General features: G+C 63.3%; 19 protein-coding genes. 10 read left to right on the forward strand and 9 right to left on the reverse strand.

Translation table 11 applies throughout. From position 1 onward, the window contains the following. Positions 1-38: 38 nt before the first annotated feature. Positions 39-1,304: a TCR/Tet family MFS transporter gene (locus tag FJ934_RS20170; protein ID WP_140611657.1), complete on the forward strand. Its 1,266-nt coding sequence runs from the start codon at positions 39-41 to the stop codon at positions 1,302-1,304. Continuing rightward, positions 1,301-1,423, forward strand: coding sequence for a hypothetical protein (locus FJ934_RS28705; RefSeq protein ID WP_281407618.1), 123 nt, complete (start codon positions 1,301-1,303; stop codon positions 1,421-1,423). Before FJ934_RS20170 ends, FJ934_RS28705 begins: the two co-directional genes overlap by 4 nt. A 206-nt stretch (positions 1,424-1,629) precedes the next feature. On the opposite strand, the gene FJ934_RS20180 is transcribed toward FJ934_RS28705, so the two are convergent. The 3 genes from FJ934_RS20180 to carA all read right to left on the reverse strand — a co-directional run bounded on the left by FJ934_RS20180 (position 1,630) and on the right by carA (position 3,577). Further along, the gene (locus FJ934_RS20180) at positions 1,630-2,013 is read right to left on the reverse strand and encodes a helix-turn-helix transcriptional regulator (RefSeq protein ID WP_140611659.1); all 384 of its coding nucleotides are present in this window, start codon (positions 2,011-2,013) and stop codon (positions 1,630-1,632) included. Between the two features lie 11 nt (positions 2,014-2,024). Continuing rightward, positions 2,025-2,276, reverse strand: coding sequence for a plasmid stabilization protein (locus tag FJ934_RS20185; RefSeq protein ID WP_140611661.1), 252 nt, complete (start codon positions 2,274-2,276; stop codon positions 2,025-2,027). Between the two features lie 95 nt (positions 2,277-2,371). Then, positions 2,372-3,577: a glutamine-hydrolyzing carbamoyl-phosphate synthase small subunit gene (carA, locus tag FJ934_RS20190; RefSeq protein ID WP_140611663.1), complete on the reverse strand. Its 1,206-nt coding sequence runs from the start codon at positions 3,575-3,577 to the stop codon at positions 2,372-2,374. A gap of 277 nt (positions 3,578-3,854) precedes the next feature. On the opposite strand from carA, the gene FJ934_RS20195 reads away from it, so the two are divergent. Continuing rightward, entirely contained in the window at positions 3,855-4,304 is a 450-nt protein-coding gene (locus FJ934_RS20195; RefSeq protein ID WP_140611665.1) for a GatB/YqeY domain-containing protein, read from the forward strand. Between the two features lie 35 nt (positions 4,305-4,339). Here the strand turns inward: FJ934_RS20195 and FJ934_RS20200 are convergent, their stop codons facing one another. Then, on the reverse strand, positions 4,340-5,344 hold the full coding sequence (locus tag FJ934_RS20200; protein WP_181165696.1) for a hypothetical protein: 1,005 nt from the start codon (positions 5,342-5,344) through the stop codon (positions 4,340-4,342). 385 nt (positions 5,345-5,729) lie between these two features. Between FJ934_RS20200 and FJ934_RS20205 the strand changes: the two genes are divergently transcribed. Continuing rightward, positions 5,730-6,440 carry a DNA helicase gene (locus tag FJ934_RS20205; protein WP_140611669.1) on the forward strand — a complete coding sequence of 237 codons (711 nt, stop codon included), beginning with the start codon at positions 5,730-5,732 and terminating at the stop codon, positions 6,438-6,440. Positions 6,441-6,471: 31 nt separating this feature from the next. Continuing rightward, a complete protein-coding gene (locus tag FJ934_RS20210; RefSeq protein WP_140611745.1) occupies positions 6,472-7,032 on the forward strand; it encodes a GNAT family N-acetyltransferase in 561 nt (186 codons plus the stop codon). Here FJ934_RS20210 and FJ934_RS20215 read toward each other — a convergent pair. From FJ934_RS20215 to FJ934_RS20230, 4 genes are all read right to left on the reverse strand, one after another. Beyond that, a complete protein-coding gene (locus tag FJ934_RS20215) occupies positions 6,990-8,072 on the reverse strand; it encodes a P1 family peptidase (protein ID WP_140611670.1) in 1,083 nt (360 codons plus the stop codon). The two genes, FJ934_RS20210 and FJ934_RS20215, sit on opposite strands and share 43 nt — an antisense overlap. A 98-nt stretch (positions 8,073-8,170) precedes the next feature. Beyond that, on the reverse strand, positions 8,171-9,355 hold the full coding sequence (locus FJ934_RS20220; RefSeq protein WP_140611672.1) for an MFS transporter: 1,185 nt from the start codon (positions 9,353-9,355) through the stop codon (positions 8,171-8,173). Between the two features lie 164 nt (positions 9,356-9,519). Continuing rightward, on the reverse strand, positions 9,520-9,729 hold the full coding sequence (locus tag FJ934_RS20225) for a DUF2061 domain-containing protein (RefSeq protein WP_140611674.1): 210 nt from the start codon (positions 9,727-9,729) through the stop codon (positions 9,520-9,522). 131 nt (positions 9,730-9,860) lie between these two features. Continuing rightward, positions 9,861-11,525, reverse strand: coding sequence for a Na/Pi cotransporter family protein (locus FJ934_RS20230; protein ID WP_140611676.1), 1,665 nt, complete (start codon positions 11,523-11,525; stop codon positions 9,861-9,863). Between the two features lie 377 nt (positions 11,526-11,902). On the opposite strand from FJ934_RS20230, the gene FJ934_RS20235 reads away from it, so the two are divergent. From FJ934_RS20235 to rpoD, 5 genes are all read left to right on the forward strand, one after another. Further along, on the forward strand, positions 11,903-12,265 hold the full coding sequence (locus FJ934_RS20235; RefSeq protein WP_140611678.1) for an RcnB family protein: 363 nt from the start codon (positions 11,903-11,905) through the stop codon (positions 12,263-12,265). A gap of 144 nt (positions 12,266-12,409) precedes the next feature. Beyond that, positions 12,410-12,658: a type II toxin-antitoxin system RelE/ParE family toxin gene (locus tag FJ934_RS20240; protein ID WP_140611680.1), complete on the forward strand. Its 249-nt coding sequence runs from the start codon at positions 12,410-12,412 to the stop codon at positions 12,656-12,658. A 12-nt stretch (positions 12,659-12,670) separates the two neighbouring features. Then, complete coding sequence (locus FJ934_RS20245) at positions 12,671-13,036, forward strand: helix-turn-helix transcriptional regulator (protein ID WP_140611682.1); 366 nt, start codon at positions 12,671-12,673, stop codon at positions 13,034-13,036. Between the two features lie 129 nt (positions 13,037-13,165). After that, entirely contained in the window at positions 13,166-15,103 is a 1,938-nt protein-coding gene (dnaG, locus tag FJ934_RS20250) for a DNA primase (protein ID WP_140611684.1), read from the forward strand. Between the two features lie 427 nt (positions 15,104-15,530). Next, the gene (rpoD, locus tag FJ934_RS20255; RefSeq protein WP_140611686.1) at positions 15,531-17,555 is read left to right on the forward strand and encodes an RNA polymerase sigma factor RpoD; all 2,025 of its coding nucleotides are present in this window, start codon (positions 15,531-15,533) and stop codon (positions 17,553-17,555) included. Positions 17,556-17,626: 71 nt separating this feature from the next. Here the strand turns inward: rpoD and FJ934_RS20260 are convergent, their stop codons facing one another. Next, on the reverse strand, positions 17,627-18,682 hold the full coding sequence (locus FJ934_RS20260) for a TauD/TfdA family dioxygenase (RefSeq protein WP_140611688.1): 1,056 nt from the start codon (positions 18,680-18,682) through the stop codon (positions 17,627-17,629). Between the last annotated feature and the right edge of the window lie 158 nt (positions 18,683-18,840).

An 18,840-nucleotide genomic window follows, 5' to 3' on the forward strand; every position in this document is an offset into this window, starting at 1 on the left:
CCGCCCCGCCCAGGGCGATCAGAGGAGCTTGACCCGTCATGATCGACCCCAAAACCGCCAAGCGGGGCCTTGCGCTCGTTTTCACCACGCTGCTGCTCGACATTATCGGCTTCGGTATCATCATGCCGGTACTGCCGGCCTATCTGCAGGAGTTGTCCGGTGTCAGCATCAGCGGCGCGGCGATCGAGGGCGGCTGGCTGTTCTTCGTCTATGCCGCCATGCAGTTCTTCTTCGCGCCCATCATGGGCGGTCTGAGCGACCGGTTCGGCCGCAGGCCGATCCTGCTCGCCTCGGTGCTGACCTTCTCCATCGACAATCTGATCTGCGCGGTCGCCTGGTCCTTTCCGATGCTGTTCATCGGCCGCGTGCTGGCCGGCATTTCAGGCGCCAGCTATTCGACGACGTCGGCCTTCATCACCGACATCTCCAACGATGAGAACCGGGCCAAGAATTTCGGCCTGCTCGGCATCGCCTTCGGCGTCGGCTTCGTCATCGGACCAGTGCTGGGCGGGCTGCTCGGCACGTTCGGGCCGCGCGTGCCGTTCTATTTCGCCGCCGGGCTCGCCTTCGTCAATTTCCTGATCGCGATGTTCTTCCTGCCGGAAACGCTCGATGAAAAGCACCGCCGCCGCTTCGAATGGAAGCGCGCCAACCCGGTCGGCACGCTGCTGCAGATGCGCCAGTATCAGGGCATCGGCTGGATCGGGCTCGTCTTCTTCCTGATGACGCTCGGCCACATGATGTATCCGGCCGTCTGGTCGTTCGTCTCAAACTATCGTTATGGCTGGAGTGAGCAACAGATCGGCTTCTCGCTTGGCGCTTTCGGCCTGTGCGGTGCCATCATCATGGGTACCGTCCTTCCGCGCGTGATCCCCAGACTTGGCGAGTGGAAGACAGCAGTGATCGGCCTGACCTTCACGGCGGCCAGCGCCTTCGGCTATGCCTTCGCCACGCAGGGCTGGATGATCTATGCGGTGATCGTAGCCGGTTGCCTGGAGGCCTTGGCCGATCCGCCGCTCAGGAGCCTCGCCGCCGCCAAGGTGCCACCTTCGGCGCAAGGCGAACTGCAGGGCGCGATGACCTCGATCTTCTCGATCACCTCAATCATCACGCCGCTGCTTTACACGGCCATCTTCTCCTGGTTCACCGGGCCCAGCGCACCCGTGGCTTTCGGCGGCGCGCCCTATCTGGTCGGAGCGTGCTTCCTGGTGTTGGCGCTCATCGTCTTCGTCACCAAGGTGGCGAGGCCGGCAGTGGCCAGGACCGTCACGACCGACGTCGCCGAAGATGGAGCGCAGGTATGAGCCATGACCGCCGCATCGCGCTGACCAAGGATGGAGTGTCGCTGTCGCGGCTGGTCTTCGGCGCTGGCGCCTGCTCGATGGCGGCGCCCGTCCGGATGCCGATCAGGTTGCCCGGCTGATCGGCACCGCATCGATGCCGGCGATCTCGCCACCGTCGCCATCGCTTGGCTGCTGTTCTCCGGCCCGGCTGGTTCCGGTACTCGGTCCAATGAAGCGAGAAGGGTTGGCCGCCATGGTCAAGGCGCTGGCAATCAGCCTCGACCGCCAGCAATGGTTTGCCATACTGGAGGCGAGTGAAGGCCGGCCGGTGGCGTGAGGTCGGAAATCAGGATTCAAGCCATTCGCCAGGGACATCCAACGCCTTTGCCAGCATCGCCGTGGTTTGCGCAGACGGTTTGCGGCGATTGGATTCGATATCCGACAGGAAGCCCTGACTGACACCGATGGCATTCGCCAACTCGGCTTGTGTCAGCTTGCGCCAATTGCGGAGCGCCTTGAGGCGGCCGGAGCCTCGCAAAATATCCATGGTCACATCGGCGGGCAGGGCTTTTTCCGTTTTGAGATCAGCTTTCCGTTCGTCGTAGATGGCGACATCCGCTGCGTCTTCGAGGGCTTCTTCGGCGGCATGCAGCAAGGCCTCGTAGTCAGCCTTCGGGATAACGACCAGTTCTTCGCCGGTTGAAGTCTTTATGATTTGCGGGGCGTTCATGGCATTCTGTCCTATGGCCGGCTGTAAGTCGTCGTTTCACGCTTGCCGATGTAGACTGCAAGGATCGTGATGCGATCTTCATCGAATATGACGCGGTAGCGGCCAATCCACAGCCTGTAACCGCCCCTGCCGGAAAGACGCTTTACATCTCCACGGCCGCTGACTGCGTAGGCGATCAAACCTTCGGAGACCTGCTCGCGGACGTCAGCGGGCAGGTTGTCGAGATCGCGAGCCGCCGATACCGAAAGGATAATCGTCTTCACAACAGCGGTATCGCAGATTTATCGTTTTGTATTAAGCGATATTATCGCTTGTTGGTATTAAGCGATATTATCGCTTGTTGCCGATCCAGGAAAGATCAGGCCCGCTCGGCCAGCAACTCCTCGCCGCGCTTTTCGCGGATCAGGTTGACGAAGCGGCGGAACAGATAGTGGGAATCCTGCGGGCCGGGCGAGGCTTCGGGATGATGCTGGACCGAGAACACCGGGCGGCCGGTGAGCGCGATGCCGCAGTTCGAGCCGTCGAACAGCGAGACATGGGTTTCCTCGACGCCTGATGGCAGCGAGTCCGCGTCGACGGCGAAGCCATGGTTCATCGAGACGATCTCGACCTTGCCGGTGGTGTGGTCCTTGACCGGATGATTGGCGCCGTGATGGCCCTGGTGCATCTTGGCGGTCTTGCCGCCCAGCGCCAGGGCCAGCATCTGGTGGCCGAGGCAGATGCCGAACACCGGAATGTCGGTCTTCAGCAAGTCCTGGATGACCGGCACGGCATAGTCGCCGGTGGCTTCCGGGTCGCCGGGACCGTTGGAGAGGAAGATGCCATCCGGCTGCATGGCCAGGATTTCTTCCGAACCAGTCTTGGCCGGAACCACCGTGACCTTGGCGCCGAGACCCGCGAGCAGGCGCAATATGTTGCGCTTGACGCCATAGTCGACGGCAACGACATGCATGGTCGGCGCGTCCTGCTCGGCAAAACCCTCGTTCCACACCCAAGGCGTCTCGCGCCAGACCGAGGACTGGCCCGAGGTGACCTCCTTGGCGAGATCGAGCCCGATCAGGCCCGACCAAGCGGCGGCGCGCTGTTTGAGGTCGTCGAGGTCGAAGACGCCGTCGGGCGCATGCGCGATGACGGCGTTGGGCATGCCCTTTTCGCGGATCAGCGCGGTGAGCGCCCTCGTGTCGATGCCCGACAGCGCGACGATGCCGCGCTTCTTCAGCCACTGGTCGAGATGGCCGGCGGCGCGGTAGTTGGACGGGTTGGTGACATCGGCCTTGAACACGGCGCCGACGGCACCGGCGCGCGCGGCCGGATTGAGGTCCTCGATGTCCTCGCCATTGGTGCCGATATTGCCGATATGCGGGAAGGTGAAGGTGACAATCTGGCCGGCATAAGAGGGATCGGTGAGGATCTCCTCATAGCCGGTGAGCGCCGTGTTGAAGCAGACTTCGGCGACGGCGGAGCCGGTGGCGCCCAGACCGCGGCCCTCGATGACGGTGCCGTCGGCCAGCACCAGAAGGGCGGTCGGCTTTTCGGTTGCCCAGGCGGGCGTCATCTCGGCCATGTCGGCACTCCTATCAGGCTGCGCGCTTTCACAGGCCCAGCCGGCCATCCGCGCAGCAAATGGCGCGGAGCGGCGAATTCGCGGCCTCCACGCACCCAAGCTTCAGTTCATGCAAGGCCCAGTACATAGGGGAAGGGCGCAGGCCGGTCAATGACGATGCGAAATGCGGCTCCGAATTATTTCATTGAGTAATATCATAGGCCTGCCCCGCCATATCAGGGTTTGAGTTGGCCTGGCCTCGGCGCTATTGTCCGCGCCGACCGAAGGAGAAAGCACGATGCGCGCGAAAATCGCCGAATCCCTGAAGAGCGCGATGAAGGCGCAGGACAAGCACCGGCTGCCGACATTGCGGCTGATCCAGGCCGCCATCCAAGACCGCGACATCGCCAATCGCGGCGCCGGCAAGGAGCCGGCCAGCGACGAGGAGATCCTGCAGATACTGGCCAAGATGGTGAAGCAGCGCGAGGAATCGGCCAAGGCTTTCGAGGACGGCAAGCGGCCGGAACTGGCCGCGCAGGAGCGTGGCGAAATGGAGATCATCCGTGATTTCCTGCCGACGCAGCTCGACGATGCGGCGATCACGGCCGCGGCGCGCGAAGCGATTGCCGCGACCGGTGCCGCCAGCCAGAAGGACATGGGCAAGGTGATCGCCGCGCTGAAGCAGAAATATGCCGGCCAGATGGATTTCGGCAAGGCAAGCGGCATCGTCAAAGGCCTGTTGCAGTAGGCCTTTCCGGCCACGACGGCGCCGATCGAACGGCTTCACGGCTCCTTGCAGATCGGCAGCGGCTGCGCGGGCGGCGCGGGATGATCCTTCTTGTACTGGGCGATGATCGGCTCGAGGATCTTGCGCGGCCAGAATTTCGGCGCGCCGATTTCCTTCAGGCAGGACGCGTTCCAATAAGGCCCGTCGCTGGATAGGGAATGGCCCTTTGCCGCCTGCGCGACGGCGGCGATGTCGCGTGATTCCGGATAGATGTAGAGCGTCGTCGGATTGTCCTTCACCATCGAGATGATCTGCCGCGCGTCCGCCGGCGACCAGCTGGTGCAGCCATTGCTGCGGCCGCCGGCATATTCCACCAGCTTGCCGAACGGCACCAGACCATCATGGTCGGCATAGGAGCTGTTGGGCGTTTTGCGCATGCACATGGTGCGCAGCACCTGCGCCGCGTGGCCGCCAATCACGCGCTGCCTGGCGTTGGCGGCTTCGCCCTCGCCGTCGAACTGTATGAAGGTGCGCAGGAAGGCGGCATCCTGTTTGGCGCCGGTGCGATAAAAACCCTTGAAGGATGTCTTCGCCTCACGGGTCATATAGGCGCCGCCGGCGGTCAACTCCGAATCCATGGCGTTGCCGAAGTTCTTGGAGCACCGCCTGCCGTTTGAAAAATCGACCGTGCCTTTCAGGTTCCGGCCACCGCCGTGGCCCGACGCGATGGCGTGAAACGACTGGCTGGCTTCGCAGATGACATAGTACCGGCGCCCGAGCACGCCATTGCCGAGATCGCCGGGACGGGTGGCGTCCATGGCGAAGTAACAGGGGTTCGTGACGGCGCCTTGGGCCACCTTCTTCAGGTAGAGCGCGCGGGCCCGTTCCAGGACCACCTGCGAAATCTGGCCGTCGCTGTCTCCGACATGAGCCTGCAGCCAGGCCGGGAGGGCCGAGGGCGCGGCAAAGGACCGGACCGACGCCGTCAAGGCGACGATGATGAGCAGGCCGAAGGCCCCAGCAACACCCAATGGGACAGATCTCAACCGCACCAGACCCATTCTCCTGCCGAACCGTTTTTACTTCGCACGGTGAATCACCGCGGCGATCATAAAATGCCGCGTGACAATCGGCGAGACACATCTTGTTTAGTGTGCCGGGAAACCTGCACGAAGAACCAGGTCGGCGCGCAAAATGTCCATAGGCCGGGATGCTGGCTCAAGGCTTGCGGCGCGCGTCTTCGCATCGGCTGGCATTCGCGATCTTCGATCTGCCGATTTTCGACCCGCTGGGATTGCGCTATGATCTGAGTCTGGCGTGGCCCACGCCTCCTCCCTCCGCCGGGAAAGCATCAGTTCATGCAGGGCTATCCGAGCACCGGACCGACTGTTCGAGCACAAGGCATAAGGAGGGGTTGCGAAACTGCTCGCACCAGGAGGTTTTGCGATGAAGCTATCCCAGCCCGTCTATCATCTGAAGCGTCAGGCCAAGCTGTTGTCCCGGGAAGCAAAAATCCCGCTCCACCAGGCGCTTGATCATATTGCGGCACAGGAAGGTTTTGCGAGCTGGAGCCTGCTTGCGGCCAATGCCTCTGAAGCCACACCGGCCGGCAGGCTGTTCTCGCGGTTGGCGCCGGGCGACCTTGTTCTGGTCGGTGCGCGGCCGGGCCACGGCAAGACCCTGATGAGCCTCGAACTCGCGGTCGAAGCGATGAAGCATGGCCATCGCGGTGTGTTCTTCACGCTGGAATATACGCAGCACGACGTGCTGGAGCGGTTTCGCGCCATCGGGGTCGATCCGGCCCGGTTCGACAAACTGTTCGAGTTCGACAGTTCCGATGCCATCAGCGCCGACTATATCGTCAGGACGTTGGGATCGGCGCCGCGCGGCACGCTGGCGGTCATCGATTATCTGCAACTGCTCGACCAGAAGCGGGAAAACCCGGCCCTGATGGATCAGGTCCGTGCGCTGAAGGCTTTCGCACGCCACAGGGGCATTATCCTGGTCTTCATCTCGCAGATCGACCGGTCCTACGATCCCTCGACAAAACCGTTTCCCGATATCAGCGACGTCAGATTGCCGAACCCGCTGGACCTGTCGCTGTTCAGCAAGGCGTGTTTCCTGAACAAGGGCGAGATCCGCTTCCATGCGGCTTGAGCGTTCCACCGGGCAAAGCTGTGCCTGGATCATGATCGAGATCGTCAAACCCGCGCTCGAGCATCTGCCGTCCTACAAGGCGGCGCTCGAGCGCGGCTGGTCGCCGGACAATGTGCGGCTGGAGGTTGCGACACGCGAGCAGCTTGCGGCGATAGACGAGGATCCCGTGGCCTTCCTGGCCAGTCTCGACGATCCCGAGGCCAAGGGCCGCCCGCCCATAACCTTGCCTGACGGCGGACAAGTGCCGCGCCTGCCGAGTTTCAGGCGCTGGATCTGGGACGGCGAGGCATCGGGCTCTATCGGTTTTCGCTGGCAGAAGGGCACGGCGGAACTGCCGTCCCATGTGCTTGGCCATATCGGATATGCGGTGGTGCCGTGGAAACGGCGGCGCGGCTATGCGACCGAGGCGTTGCGGCTGATGCTGGACGAGGCGAGGGCGATCGGCCTTCCCTATGTCGAGATCACCGCCAAGCCGGGCAATCCAGCCTCACACAAGGTGATCCTGGCCAATGGCGGCAAGCTCGTCGAGCGCTTCTTCGAGGATGCCGCCTATGGCGGGATGGAGAGCCTGCGATTCCGGATCGATCTGTAGAGCGGCTTACCGCTTTTCGCCTGACCGCGCAGCCAGTCGGCTAGTGATGCGCGATGCTTGCCGGCCCTGCCGGTGAAGGCCTCGGCGGACAGCATGGAGTTCAGCACCGCCTCTTGCGTGGCGTCCGCCGCCGCCTGGAAAAGCATGTCGATGCGCGCTTCGTTGAGCGCGAGCAGCGGCACCAGATCGCGCGTCTCATCGTGGTCGACCAGATTGCCGGTGCTGAAGGCGATGGCGATGTCGCCACTGCCATGGCCCCAGAAGGAACCCAGCCTGGCGATGCCGGCTCCGGCGCGGCGCGCCACCCTCTCGAGTTGACGGTGTTCCAGCGGCACATCGGTCGCCAGCACGACCATGATCGAGCCGCATTCGGCCTCGGCTGGCCGCCTCGGGTCGGGCCGGCGCCCATCGGGCAGCACGAGGTCGCCGGCCCTGCCGAAATTCGACAGGACGAGGACGCCCAGGTGATGGCCGCCGCCAAGCGCGATCGTTCTCGACGCCGAGCCGATGCCGCCCTTGAAGCCGAAGCAGCTCATTCCCGTTCCGGCGCCGACATTGCCCTGTTCGACAGGTCCCTCCTGCGCGTCCGCCAACGCGGCAAGCGCGTGCTCCTCGGTCACCGCCAGCGCCTGGATGTCGTTCAGCGGGCCGTCATTGCACTCGCCGACCACCGGATTGACGGTTCCGGTGGTGCGGCCGATATCCGGATTCTGGCGGACGGCGTCGCGAATCAGCGCCGTGGCGCAGGTTCCGACCGAGAGCGTGTTGGTCAGGAGAATCGGCGTTTCCAAGGTGCCGAGTTCCTGGACCTGCGCTAGGCCGACGGTCTTGCCGAAGCCGTTGATGACATGGCTCGCCGCGACCACCTTCTTGCGGAACAGATTCCCGCCATGCGGCAGGATGGCCGTCACGCCGGTGTTGATGTCGCCGTTACGCAGCGTGCAGTGGCCGACGCGTACACCGGGCACATCGGTGATCGCGTTGTGCGTGCCCGCCGGCGATCTGCCGCAGGTCAGGCCGAAATCGCTCGCTCTTCCCATCTCTGCTCCGGTTTCACAAACGGTTCGTGCGGACCCTGTCGTGGTCATGCGGGCCGGCACGGCGCGGATGACACGCGGCCAGGGTCGTCGGTTCTGATCTACTCGGCCGCCGCTGGCAATGGCGGCCTGACATCGCTTCGGCGTTCCCAAGCATGCGAGGCAATAGCGACGATGATAGCGACCAGCATGGCAAAAGCGCCGAGCAATGGCAGGCTGCGATAGCCATAGCCGGCATTGAGCATGGCGGCGCCCAGCGATGCGGCCAGCGCGATGCCGATATTGAAGCCGGACGGGATGAGCGAGGCGGCGAGACCGGCTGCGTCGGCCGTCCAGGCCAGGATGCGGGTCTGGATCGGCGTGCCGATGGCGAAGTTGAGTCCGCCCCAGATGACGATCGCCACGATCATCGGCAAGGGGTAGGGGCTGACGGCGTAGATCACCGCCAGCGTCACCGCCTGCAGGAAGAGCATGGCGATCAGCGAGGGCATCAGCTTCCAGTCGGAAAGCTTGCCGCCAAGGAAGACGCCCAGCGTGGCGCCGACACCGTTGAGCAGCAGCACCCAGGGGACCAGCCTCTCGTCGAGGCCGGTGACCTCCAGCAGGGTCGGCGTGATGTAGGTGAACAGGCCGAACTGGCCGATCATCAGCATCAGCATCAGGATCAGCGAGGTCCAGACCTGTTGGCGCGCCAGCACGCGGGCCTCGCTGGCGAGATCGGCGGGCTTGGCCTGATATCCGGCGGCGCGCGGCAAAAGGGCGGCCATGGCAAGGGTCGCCGCCACGCCCAGCGCCCCCATCACCCAGAAGGTCGCGCGCCAGCCCCAGATATTGCCGATCGCCGTGCCGGCCGGCACGCCGATGACGTTGGAAACGGTGAGGCCCGAGAGGATGACGGCAACGGCCATGCCGCGCTGGTCCTCGCGCACCAGGCCGACCGCGACCACCATGGCGACGCCGAAATAGGCGCCGTGCGCGACAGCGACCGCAATGCGCAGGAGCAGCATCGAGGTGAAGTCGGGCGCCAGCGCGCAGGCCGCCTGGCCGATGGTGAAGGCAATGGCGAGGCCGAGCAGCAGGGTCTTGCGCGACAGCGACTTTGTGGCGAGCGCCAGCAACGGGCCGCCAATGGCGATGCCGCAGGCATAGCCGGAAACGAGATAGCCGGCGGAGGGGACCGAAACGCCGAGGCCCTGCGCCACCTGCGGCAGCACGCCGGCGATGACGAACTCGGTGGTGCCGAAGGCGAAGGCGGCGATGAACAGGGCAATCAGCGGAAGCGACATGGCCGGAAATGGGATCCTCGAATGCAGGCCTCAAACCACGGATGGGCGTTGCCGGCAATCCAGAATTTTTTGTCGCCGGTTTAGCTTTTCTTGACCGGTTCCGTTGTGTCGGCCAGTGGCGTGGCAACCGGGCGGGGCGGTGCCGGCCGGCAGCGGACGGGCCGCTATGTCGCGTTCCTGCGCCCGTAGGGAATCTTCAGCCACGCTCGCTCGTGGAAATAATAGAGCAGCGATTTGGTGAAGACCTCTGTTACGCCTATGGCGGCCGCGAGCTTGACGCTTCCGGTCACCACCAACGAGATGATTATCGTGTCGACGGTGCCGGTCACGCGCCAGGAAAGCGCCTTGGCGAAACTGCGCGAATGGGTATCCATCGATTTCCTCCCGGTGGCATCAGATGCTTAGCCGACGGATGGCAGGATGAGCAAAGACTAATTTTGCCGTTGAAGCCGGGATGACGCAACCTTGTTCCAAGTTGATGCCTTTGCGGCAAAAAGCTTGCGCCTCAGCTCGCCTTCAACCTCGACCCGGTGAGCAGGCCGCGCTCTTCGAGGACGGGATAGGCCATCGATGCCAGCAGCGAGTTGATCTGCTTGAGATCGCGGATGGTGTCGAGGTGGATCGAGCTGGTTTCGATGCTTTTGGCGGTGCCTTCGCGCAGCCGCAGGAAATGGCTGGCGCTGGTTTCCTTCTCGCGGTCGCGCAGCTGGTCCTTCTCCAGCACCAGCTGACGGGCCGTTTCGGGGTCGCGCGAGACCAGAACGTTGAAGGCGAGCCGCGCATTGGCCAGCACCGAGCTGTGGAAGGTGCACAATTCGCTCCAGCCTTCGTCGGTGAATTCCAGCCCGCGATCGAACTTCTTCTTCACATGCACCAGCATGTTGCGCACGATGATGTCGCCGACCTGCTCCAGCTTGACGCAGGCGCCAATCAGCTCCTGGCAGCGCAGCGACTCGTCCTCGGTCAGCGGCTTCTTGGTGACCTTGGCGAGGTAGAGTTTTATGGCCGCGTGTTTGCGGTCGACGCGGTCGTCGAGGGCGGCAAGCGCCTTGATCTTGTCGGTGTCGGCGTCCTCATAGAGCTCGATGATGCGTTTCAGCATGATCTCGACCGTCTCGCATACCCGCACCACCTCGCGGGTGGCGTTGGCCAGCGCCTGGCTCGGCACGTCGAGCGCGCTCTCGTTGAGCGCCGAGAGTTCGATGACGTCGAGCGAGGCCGCCGGCGCCGGCTTGGTGCCGAGCGCCACGATCTTCTCGGAAGCGCGGTAGACGAGGCTGGCCAGCGGCAGGCCGGCGAGCAGGATGATGAGGTTGAACAGGATATGGGCGTTGACGATCTGGTCGGCCGCCGCGGCGCCGAGAAAGCCGACATGCGGCCTGAAGATCATGAACAGCACCAGCATGACCAGCGACCCAAGCCCGCGCATCAGGAGATTGCCGATCGGCACGACGCGCACGGCGGGGCTGGCCGAGCGGGTCAGCATCGGCGCGATGATCGAGGAACCGAGATTGACGCCGAGGATAAGGACGACGCCGAGTTCGGGCGTGATCAGGCCGCGGCCAGCCAGCGTCGCCATCAACAGGACTGCCGCGATGCTCGACTGGAACAGCCAGGTGATCAGCGCCGCCAGCAGATAGGCGGTGATGGAATCGCTGGAGAAGTAGTTGATGATGACCGGCATGAGCTGGCTGTTGCGCAACGGCTCCGAGGCCTGGCCGATCATTTCCAGCGACAGGATCAAAAGGCCGATGCCGACCAGGATGCGGCCGGTCTGGCGCCAGTCGCGCCGCTCGGTGGCCATGAACATCACCGTGCCGGTGATCAGGCAGAGCGGCACCAGCAAGGTGAGATCGAAGGTCAGCAGCTTGACCACCAAAGCGGAGCCGATCTCGGCGCCGCGCACCGCCAATTGGCCGGCGGCGCCCGAGACGATGCCCGAGCCGGCGAAGGAGCCGACCAGCAGAGTGACCGCGGTGGAACTCTGCAGCGCGATCGCCAGGCTCGTTCCGGCCAGCACGGCCATGATCGGGTTGCGCATGGTGGCGCGCAATCGATGGCGCAGCATGTCGCCATAAGCACGCTCGACGCCGGTCTTCACCATGCGGGTGGCAAACAGCATCAGTGCCACGGCGCCGGCCAGATGCAGCAGGACGACGGAGCCGGTCACTGCCGCGCCTGTATGCGAACAGGGCGCGCGGTGCGGGAGACGCGGCGATCGGGGGAATAAGGGGGAGTACGAATCATGGTCATGGCAGCCGTGAACAATAGCCGGAATACTTTAGCCGGCTAATAAAATTTTGCCGATTTCAAGGGGCTGTCGCGGCGCGACAGGCCGTGTCGGGAAATGGACGGGGTGCGCAAAGGTTGCATGCCGGTCCACGGCATCAGCCGGGTTTGCCGGGCTTCTGGCTGTTGCCTTTGCGATAATGTTCAACTCGCCGGCGTAAATGGAGGAATTCATTACGCAATTGTAATGGAGGCGTTCAGTTTCAGTTCATCCGCTGGCGGCTACTCCTCGGGCATCGACAACCAAGGAGACTTCTGATGAAACGCATTATCCTTTCCGGCCTCGCCTTCTCGATGCTGGCCGCCACGTCGCTCACCGGCCAGGCGGCGCCGATGAACGCACCGGTCGCGCCGCAGTCGACCTACACAAAGGCCGATTGGCAGAAGCCCGGCAGGCATGTCGAGAAGCGTGTCGTGAAGAAGAAGGTCGTCGTGAAGCGCAACCATTGGCGCAATGGCCAGAGATATTCCAGTTGGAAGCGCCACCAGCCGATCCGCGACTATGGCCGCTATGGCCTGCGTCGTCCCGGCCGCGGCCAGGAATGGATCCGCGTCGGCAATGACTACGTGCTCGTCGGCATTCTCTCCGGCGTGATCTTCGGCGCCATCGCCGCTCAGTAGGCTCCAGCTCCACGGCAGCTTGCCGGATGTGACAAGAAGGCGGTTCGCAATGGCCGCCTTCTTTTTGGCGTTCATGCCCTTTGCGACCCGTCTCCATGGGCCGAACTGCTTGCACAAAATATCACAATATGCGATATTTTTGAGGTGAAGCGGGTCATTCTTCTCCCTCTGGCCGCCAAGGCGCTGCGGAAGCATCGGGCGGATGCCGAGAGGATCCTGTCGAAGATCGAAACCTATGCCCACGACGCGAGCACGCTTGCAAACAGTGTCAAGGCTCTGCAGGGATCGACCGCTCTGCGTTTGAGGGTCGGTGACTATCGGGTCATTTTCGAGGAGACAGACCAGGAGATCATCGTCACCAAGATTGGGCCACGCGGATCTGTTTATGATTGAAGGGATGCGAGGATGAACAACATTGCCTATGTCACGACGCCCGGTGGCGAGGAATTGGCCATCCTGCCGCGCAGCGAGCTTGAGGCGTTGCGGGAATCATTGGACCACGCACAGGCGTTGGGTAGCTTTCGCGCAGGCCAGATACCAGGTTTGACCGCGGATGAAGCGCGGGCTCTGGTGGCGGCGACTTCTCCGCTTGCCTTCTGGCGCAAATATCGCAAGCAGACCCAGGCCGTTCTCGCGACTTCTGTCGGTGTCACTCAGAACTATCTTTCGGACATCGAGAACGGAAAACGTGGCGGCGACGTCGCGCTTTGGCTGCGACTGGCCCGAGCACTTGAAGTGCCGGTGGAAAGTTTGGTCGACGAAGGCGATTGATCGGCAATCGCCGCAATTGCCATCTCTTAGCCTGTTAGAAGACCTGGCCTGTGGAAACCGGGTATGGCGCCTATTGGGGGTCGTCGGATTCCGCGGGCATGATTATATGGTGGGGAAACGAGTTTCCTGATGCGCTTTCCGCCCGCCTTCCTCGACGAGATACGCGACCGCGTGTCGATTTCTCAGGTCATCGGCCAGCGCGTCGCGTGGGATCGCAAGAAGACCAATGCGTCGCGCGGCGACTACTGGGCCTGTTGTCCGTTTCATGGCGAGAAGAGCCCATCCTTCCACTGCGAGGACAAGAAGGGGCGCTATCACTGTTTCGGCTGCTCGGCCTCGGGCGACCATTTCAAGTTCCTCACCGAACTCGAAGGATTGAGCTTTCCCGAGGCGGTCGAGAAGATCGCCGACATGGCCGGCGTGCCGATGCCGGTCCGCGACGCGCAGGAGGAGCGGCGCGAGAAGGAACGCGCCAGTCTGACGGATGTCATGGAAATGGCGACGGCTTTCTTCCAGGAGCGGCTGCAAGGACCGGAAGGCGCCAAAGCCCGCGCCTATCTGCGCGATCGTGGTCTGACGCCGGCGACCCAGCATTCGTTCCGGCTCGGCTTCGCGCCTGACAGCCGCAATGCGCTGAAGGAGCATCTGGCGGCAAAGGGCGTGCCGAAGGCCGATATCGAAGCCTGCGGGCTGGTGCGCCATGGCGACGACATCCCGGTCTCCTACGATTGGTTCCGCGACCGCATCATGTTTCCGATTCCGGATTCGCGCGGCAAGATCATCGCCTTTGGCGGCCGAGCGCTGGCGCCCGACGCGCCGGCCAAATACATGAACTCGCCCGACACCGAGCTCTTCCACAAGGGCAATGTGCTCTACAATTTCGCCCGCGCCCGCAAGGCGCTGGCCAAGGGCGGCGCGGTCATCGCGGTCGAAGGCTATATGGACGTGATCGCGCTGGCGCAGGCCGGTTTCGAGAATGTGGTCGCGCCGCTCGGCACCGCGCTTACCGAGAACCAGCTTGAACTGTTGTGGCGCATGGCCAACGAACCGGTTCTGTGTTTCGACGGCGACAAGGCCGGGCTGAAAGCGGCGTGGCGGGCCGCCGATCTCGCACTGCCATCGGTACAGGCGGGGCGCTCGGCGCGCTTTGCGCTGCTGCCGGAAGGCAAGGACCCCGACGACCTGGTCAAGGCCGAGGGACCGGACGCATTTCGCGCCGTGCTTGCCGACGCACGGCCGCTGGTCGACCTCCTATGGATGCGCGAGACGGCGGGCGGCGTCTTCGACACGCCGGAGCGGCGAGCGGAACTTGAAAAGACGCTGCGCGAGCTGACCAGCCGCATCCGAGATGAGAGCCTGCGGTACCACTATCAACAGGAGATGCGCGAGCGGGTGCTGAGCTTCTTCGGCTCCCAGCGCGTTTCCCGCCAGGGCCGCGACAACGGCCGGCCAGGAGCGCGCGGCCAGGGCAAGGCGGCCGCGCCCGGCGGACAGTTCGCCAAGGGCGGCGGCCGCATTGCCATCACCGAAAGTCTCGGCCAGTCGGCGCTGGTCAAGCGCGGCGAGGGGATGTCGGTGCGCGAGGCGACGATCATCGTGGCGCTGGTCAACCATCCGGCGCTGATCGACGAGAATTTCGCGCATGTCGAGTTTCTCGATCTCGCCAATTCCGACCTGAACCGGCTGCACGCGGCCATCCTCGACGCGATGGCGCATGACATGGCCAATGACCGCCACGCCGTGGTGGCGACGATCGAGCGCGCCGGCTGCGCCGAGATATGGGAACGCGCCGTAGGCCTGATCCGGCGAGCGCGGCAATGGCCGGCGCTGGAGACGGCGGCGCTCGAGGATGCCCGCGACGCTCTGAACCAGGCACTGCACTTGCAGCGTAGCGCGCGCACCTTACATAAGGAGCTGAAACAGGCGGAAGCGGCTCTCGAAGCGGATCCTTCGGACGAAAACTTCCGCCATCTGATCGAAATTCAGGCGCAATTTCAGGATGTACAAGCGACGGAAGCGCTGATCGAAGGGTTCGGCGTATCGTCGGGCAGGGCCGGGCGAGCCTAAGTGCAAGCGGGTACAGAATGAGGGTGTGGCCGGGCTTCCCCAGGAAGCCGGGCGCGCTAAGTCGGGTAATTGATTCGCTTTTTTCATGCGAATCATGCCAGAGGCGCTTGACCTTCCGGCAGAATGGCGGAATCAGGACGATTCGAAACGTTAACCCGCACCCGTGTCGACGGGAAGTGCAGCGATAAGAGGTCCTGGTCACTGGACAGGCAGACAGCCTGCCACAGATATCAGGGTTAATCTGGACTTAATGCATGTCGCCCAAAAGTGGAAACCGGTTTTGGGGCGACGACATGCACCAAACTACAAAGAGTGGATGCAGTTCGTGGCCCGGGTGAAGCGCGTTTAGAAAAACGAGCATATCCAATTTGACTGGTCCGACAGCTTACGTGGCCCGATGCCCGGCCGCTAGGAGAAGATAAAGACTATGGCGACAAAGGAAAAGGAAGAGGTCGAGACCGAACGCGAGGGCGCCACCGATGGGCCTCTGCTCGACCTTTCCGATGATGCTGTCAAGAAGATGATCAAGGCCGCCAAGAAGCGCGGCTATGTCACGATGGACGAGCTAAATTCGGTGCTGCCTTCCGAGGAAGTGACCTCCGAGCAGATCGAGGACACGATGGCGATGCTGTCCGACATGGGCATCAATGTCGTCGAGGATGACGAGCAGGGCGAGGAGGCCGAGGCCGGCGACACCGCGGCGGATGCCGAGGAAGACGCCAACGAACTGGCCGAGCAGACCGGCACCGCGGTAGCCGCTACCACCACCAAGAAAGAACCGACCGACCGTACCGACGATCCGGTTCGTATGTACCTGCGCGAGATGGGCTCGGTCGAGCTTCTGTCGCGCGAGGGCGAAATCGCGATCGCCAAGCGCATCGAGGCCGGCCGCGAGACGATGATCGCGGGCCTGTGCGAGAGCCCGCTGACCTTCCAGGCGATCATCATCTGGCGCGACGAGCTCAACGAATCCAAGATCCTGCTGCGCGAGATCATCGATCTTGAAGCCACCTATGCCGGCCCCGAGGCCAAGCAGGCGCCGGTGGTCGAGCGCGTCGAGGAAGCGCCCAAGGCTGACGAGAAGCCGCGCCGCGGGCGCGACGATGAAGACGACATCACCAATGTCGGTGTCGACACGCGCGGCATCGGGGACGACGATGAGGAAGACGAGGACGAGGCCAGCCTGTCGCTGGCGGCGATGGAAGCTGAATTGCGTCCGCAGGTGATGGAGACGCTCGACGTCATTGCCGACACCTACAAGAAGCTGCGCAAGCTGCAGGACCAGCAGGTCGAGAACCGTCTGGCCGCCGCCGGCACGCTGTCGCCCAGCCAGGACCGCCGGCTGAAGGAACTGAAGGACCAGCTGATCAAAGCGGTGAAGTCGCTGTCGCTCAACACGGCGCGCATCGAGGCGCTGGTCGAGCAGCTCTACGACATCAACAAGCGCCTGGTGCAGAACGAGGGCAAGCTGCTGCGCCTCGCCGAAAGCTATGGCGTGCGCCGCGAGGAGTTCCTGAAGGAATATCAGGGCTCGGAGCTCGATCCCAACTGGACGCGCTCGATCGCCAATCTGACCTCGCGCGGCTGGAAGGAATTCACCAAGAACGAGAAGGACGCGATCAAGGACCTGCGCGCCGAGATCCAGCATCTGGCCACCGAAACGGCGATCTCGATCCTGGAATTCCGCAAGATCGTGAACCAGGTGCAGAAGGGCGAACGCGAAGCCGCGATCGCCAAGAAGGAAATGGTCGAGGCCAATCTGCGCCTCGTCATCTCCATCGCCAAGAAGTACACCAATCGCGGCCTGCAGTTCCTCGATCTGATCCAGGAAGGCAATATCGGCCTGATGAAGGCGGTCGACAAATTCGAATACCGCCGCGGCTACAAGTTCTCGACCTACGCGACATGGTGGATCCGGCAGGCGATCACGCGTTCGATCGCCGACCAGGCGCGCACCATCCGCATTCCGGTGCACATGATCGAGACGATCAACAAGATCGTGCGCACCTCGCGCCAGATGCTGCACGAGATCGGCCGCGAGCCGACGCCGGAGGAACTGGCCGAGAAGCTCGCCATGCCGCTGGAAAAAGTGCGCAAGGTGCTGAAGATTGCCAAGGAGCCGATCTCGCTCGAAACGCCGGTCGGCGACGAGGAGGATTCGCACCTCGGCGACTTCATCGAGGACAAGATGGCGATCCTGCCGATCGACGCGGCGATCCAGGCCAATCTGCGCGAGACCACCACGCGCGTTCTGGCGTCTCTGACGCCGCGCGAGGAGCGCGTGCTGCGCATGCGCTTCGGCATCGGCATGAACACCGACCACACGCTGGAAGAAGTCGGCCAGCAGTTCTCGGTCACCCGCGAGCGTATCCGCCAGATCGAAGCCAAGGCGCTGCGCAAGCTCAAGCACCCGAGCCGGAGCCGCAAGCTGAGAAGCTTTCTGGACAGCTGAGGCGGGTTCTATCTGTCACGAGAATCAAGGGCGCCGACTGGTGCCCTTTTTCGTTTCAAGCGGGTTTGCTTCTACAGGGGCACGTTCAGCCGCGTCCCCTTGACGACGATGCCGCCCCGGTCGCCGATCTCGATTGAGCCATAACGCTGCCTGAAGCAATCGGGCAGCGGGCGGTCGCCGGGCACTGACAGCCACAGGCGCAGCATATGGCGCCGCTTGTCCGGATCCGGCCAATCCCGAAAACCCATGCGGTCGTGAAGCAGCGAATGATTGTAGACGAACTGCATGTCGCCGGGCCGTAACCGCATCGACAGGTTCAGCTTCGGGTCATTGGCAAGGCTGTCGAAGAGATCCAATGCTTCGACATGCGCAGCACTCAGCCGCATGGCATCCGGGAAGCGCTGCGCGCTGTCGATGTACTGGCGCTGATAGATTCCGGTCAGCAGCCCCGCATGCCAGTTGAGGACCGGGATTTCGAAGTAGGGCTTTTGCCCTTCCGGTATCTCGCCGCGCCGGTCGGTGGCAATCGGATCAAACAGCAGCCGGACCAGATCAGGTCGCCTTTTGCGCATCTCGTTGTAGATCGTTACCGTGCTTACCAGCAGGGACTCGCCGCCTTGCATGGCATCTTGCAGGCAGAGCAGGCCGACGACATCGGCGGAGTCGGTGTGGAACGTCTGGCGCTCCGAGGTCTGGTAGATGCGTGTCGTGGCGTCCTTCGCGTCGGCGCCTATGTCGCGGACATGACCGAGTATATGGCCCTGGGCGTTCTGGGACCGAGCGCTTCCCAGATGGGCGCCAACTCCGCAGAAGATCGTTGCCGCCATTTGCGCGGAGTATCCTTCGACCGGGAGACCGCGAAGCACCTCGAACCCTATGCCGGCGATCAGTTTTTCGCGAAGGGCGGCAAGATGGCCAGCAAGCCGGGGCAAGGGGAAATCAGCCTTGGTCAGGCCGCCGATATCGTGCGAACCGGCAAGAAAGCCGGTTGCGGCGGCTTCCAGCTCCGCGACGTCCTTCGGGTCCAGTTCGACCAGCCATCGTTCAGGATGCTTCGCCATGTCCTCGCCGGTCCACGCGGCGGGAATTTCGATCCGTTCCGGCGGCAGGTCTGTTGTTTCGCGCATGAAGCTCTCCTGCGACTGGACTGGGCCTCGGATGTTGGCCGGTGTTTGCCGTGTCCGACGGCCACGGCGGAGACTGCCGCAATCAGGCGGGTTTTTAAACCGGCTTTGCTTGATCGCCGCCGACTGATTTGTGGCCGTCGCCATGCCAGCGCCCTTGT

Source organism: Mesorhizobium sp. B2-4-12, assembly GCF_006441575.1.
In the GTDB taxonomy this organism is placed as follows: Bacteria; Pseudomonadota; Alphaproteobacteria; order Rhizobiales; family Rhizobiaceae; genus Mesorhizobium.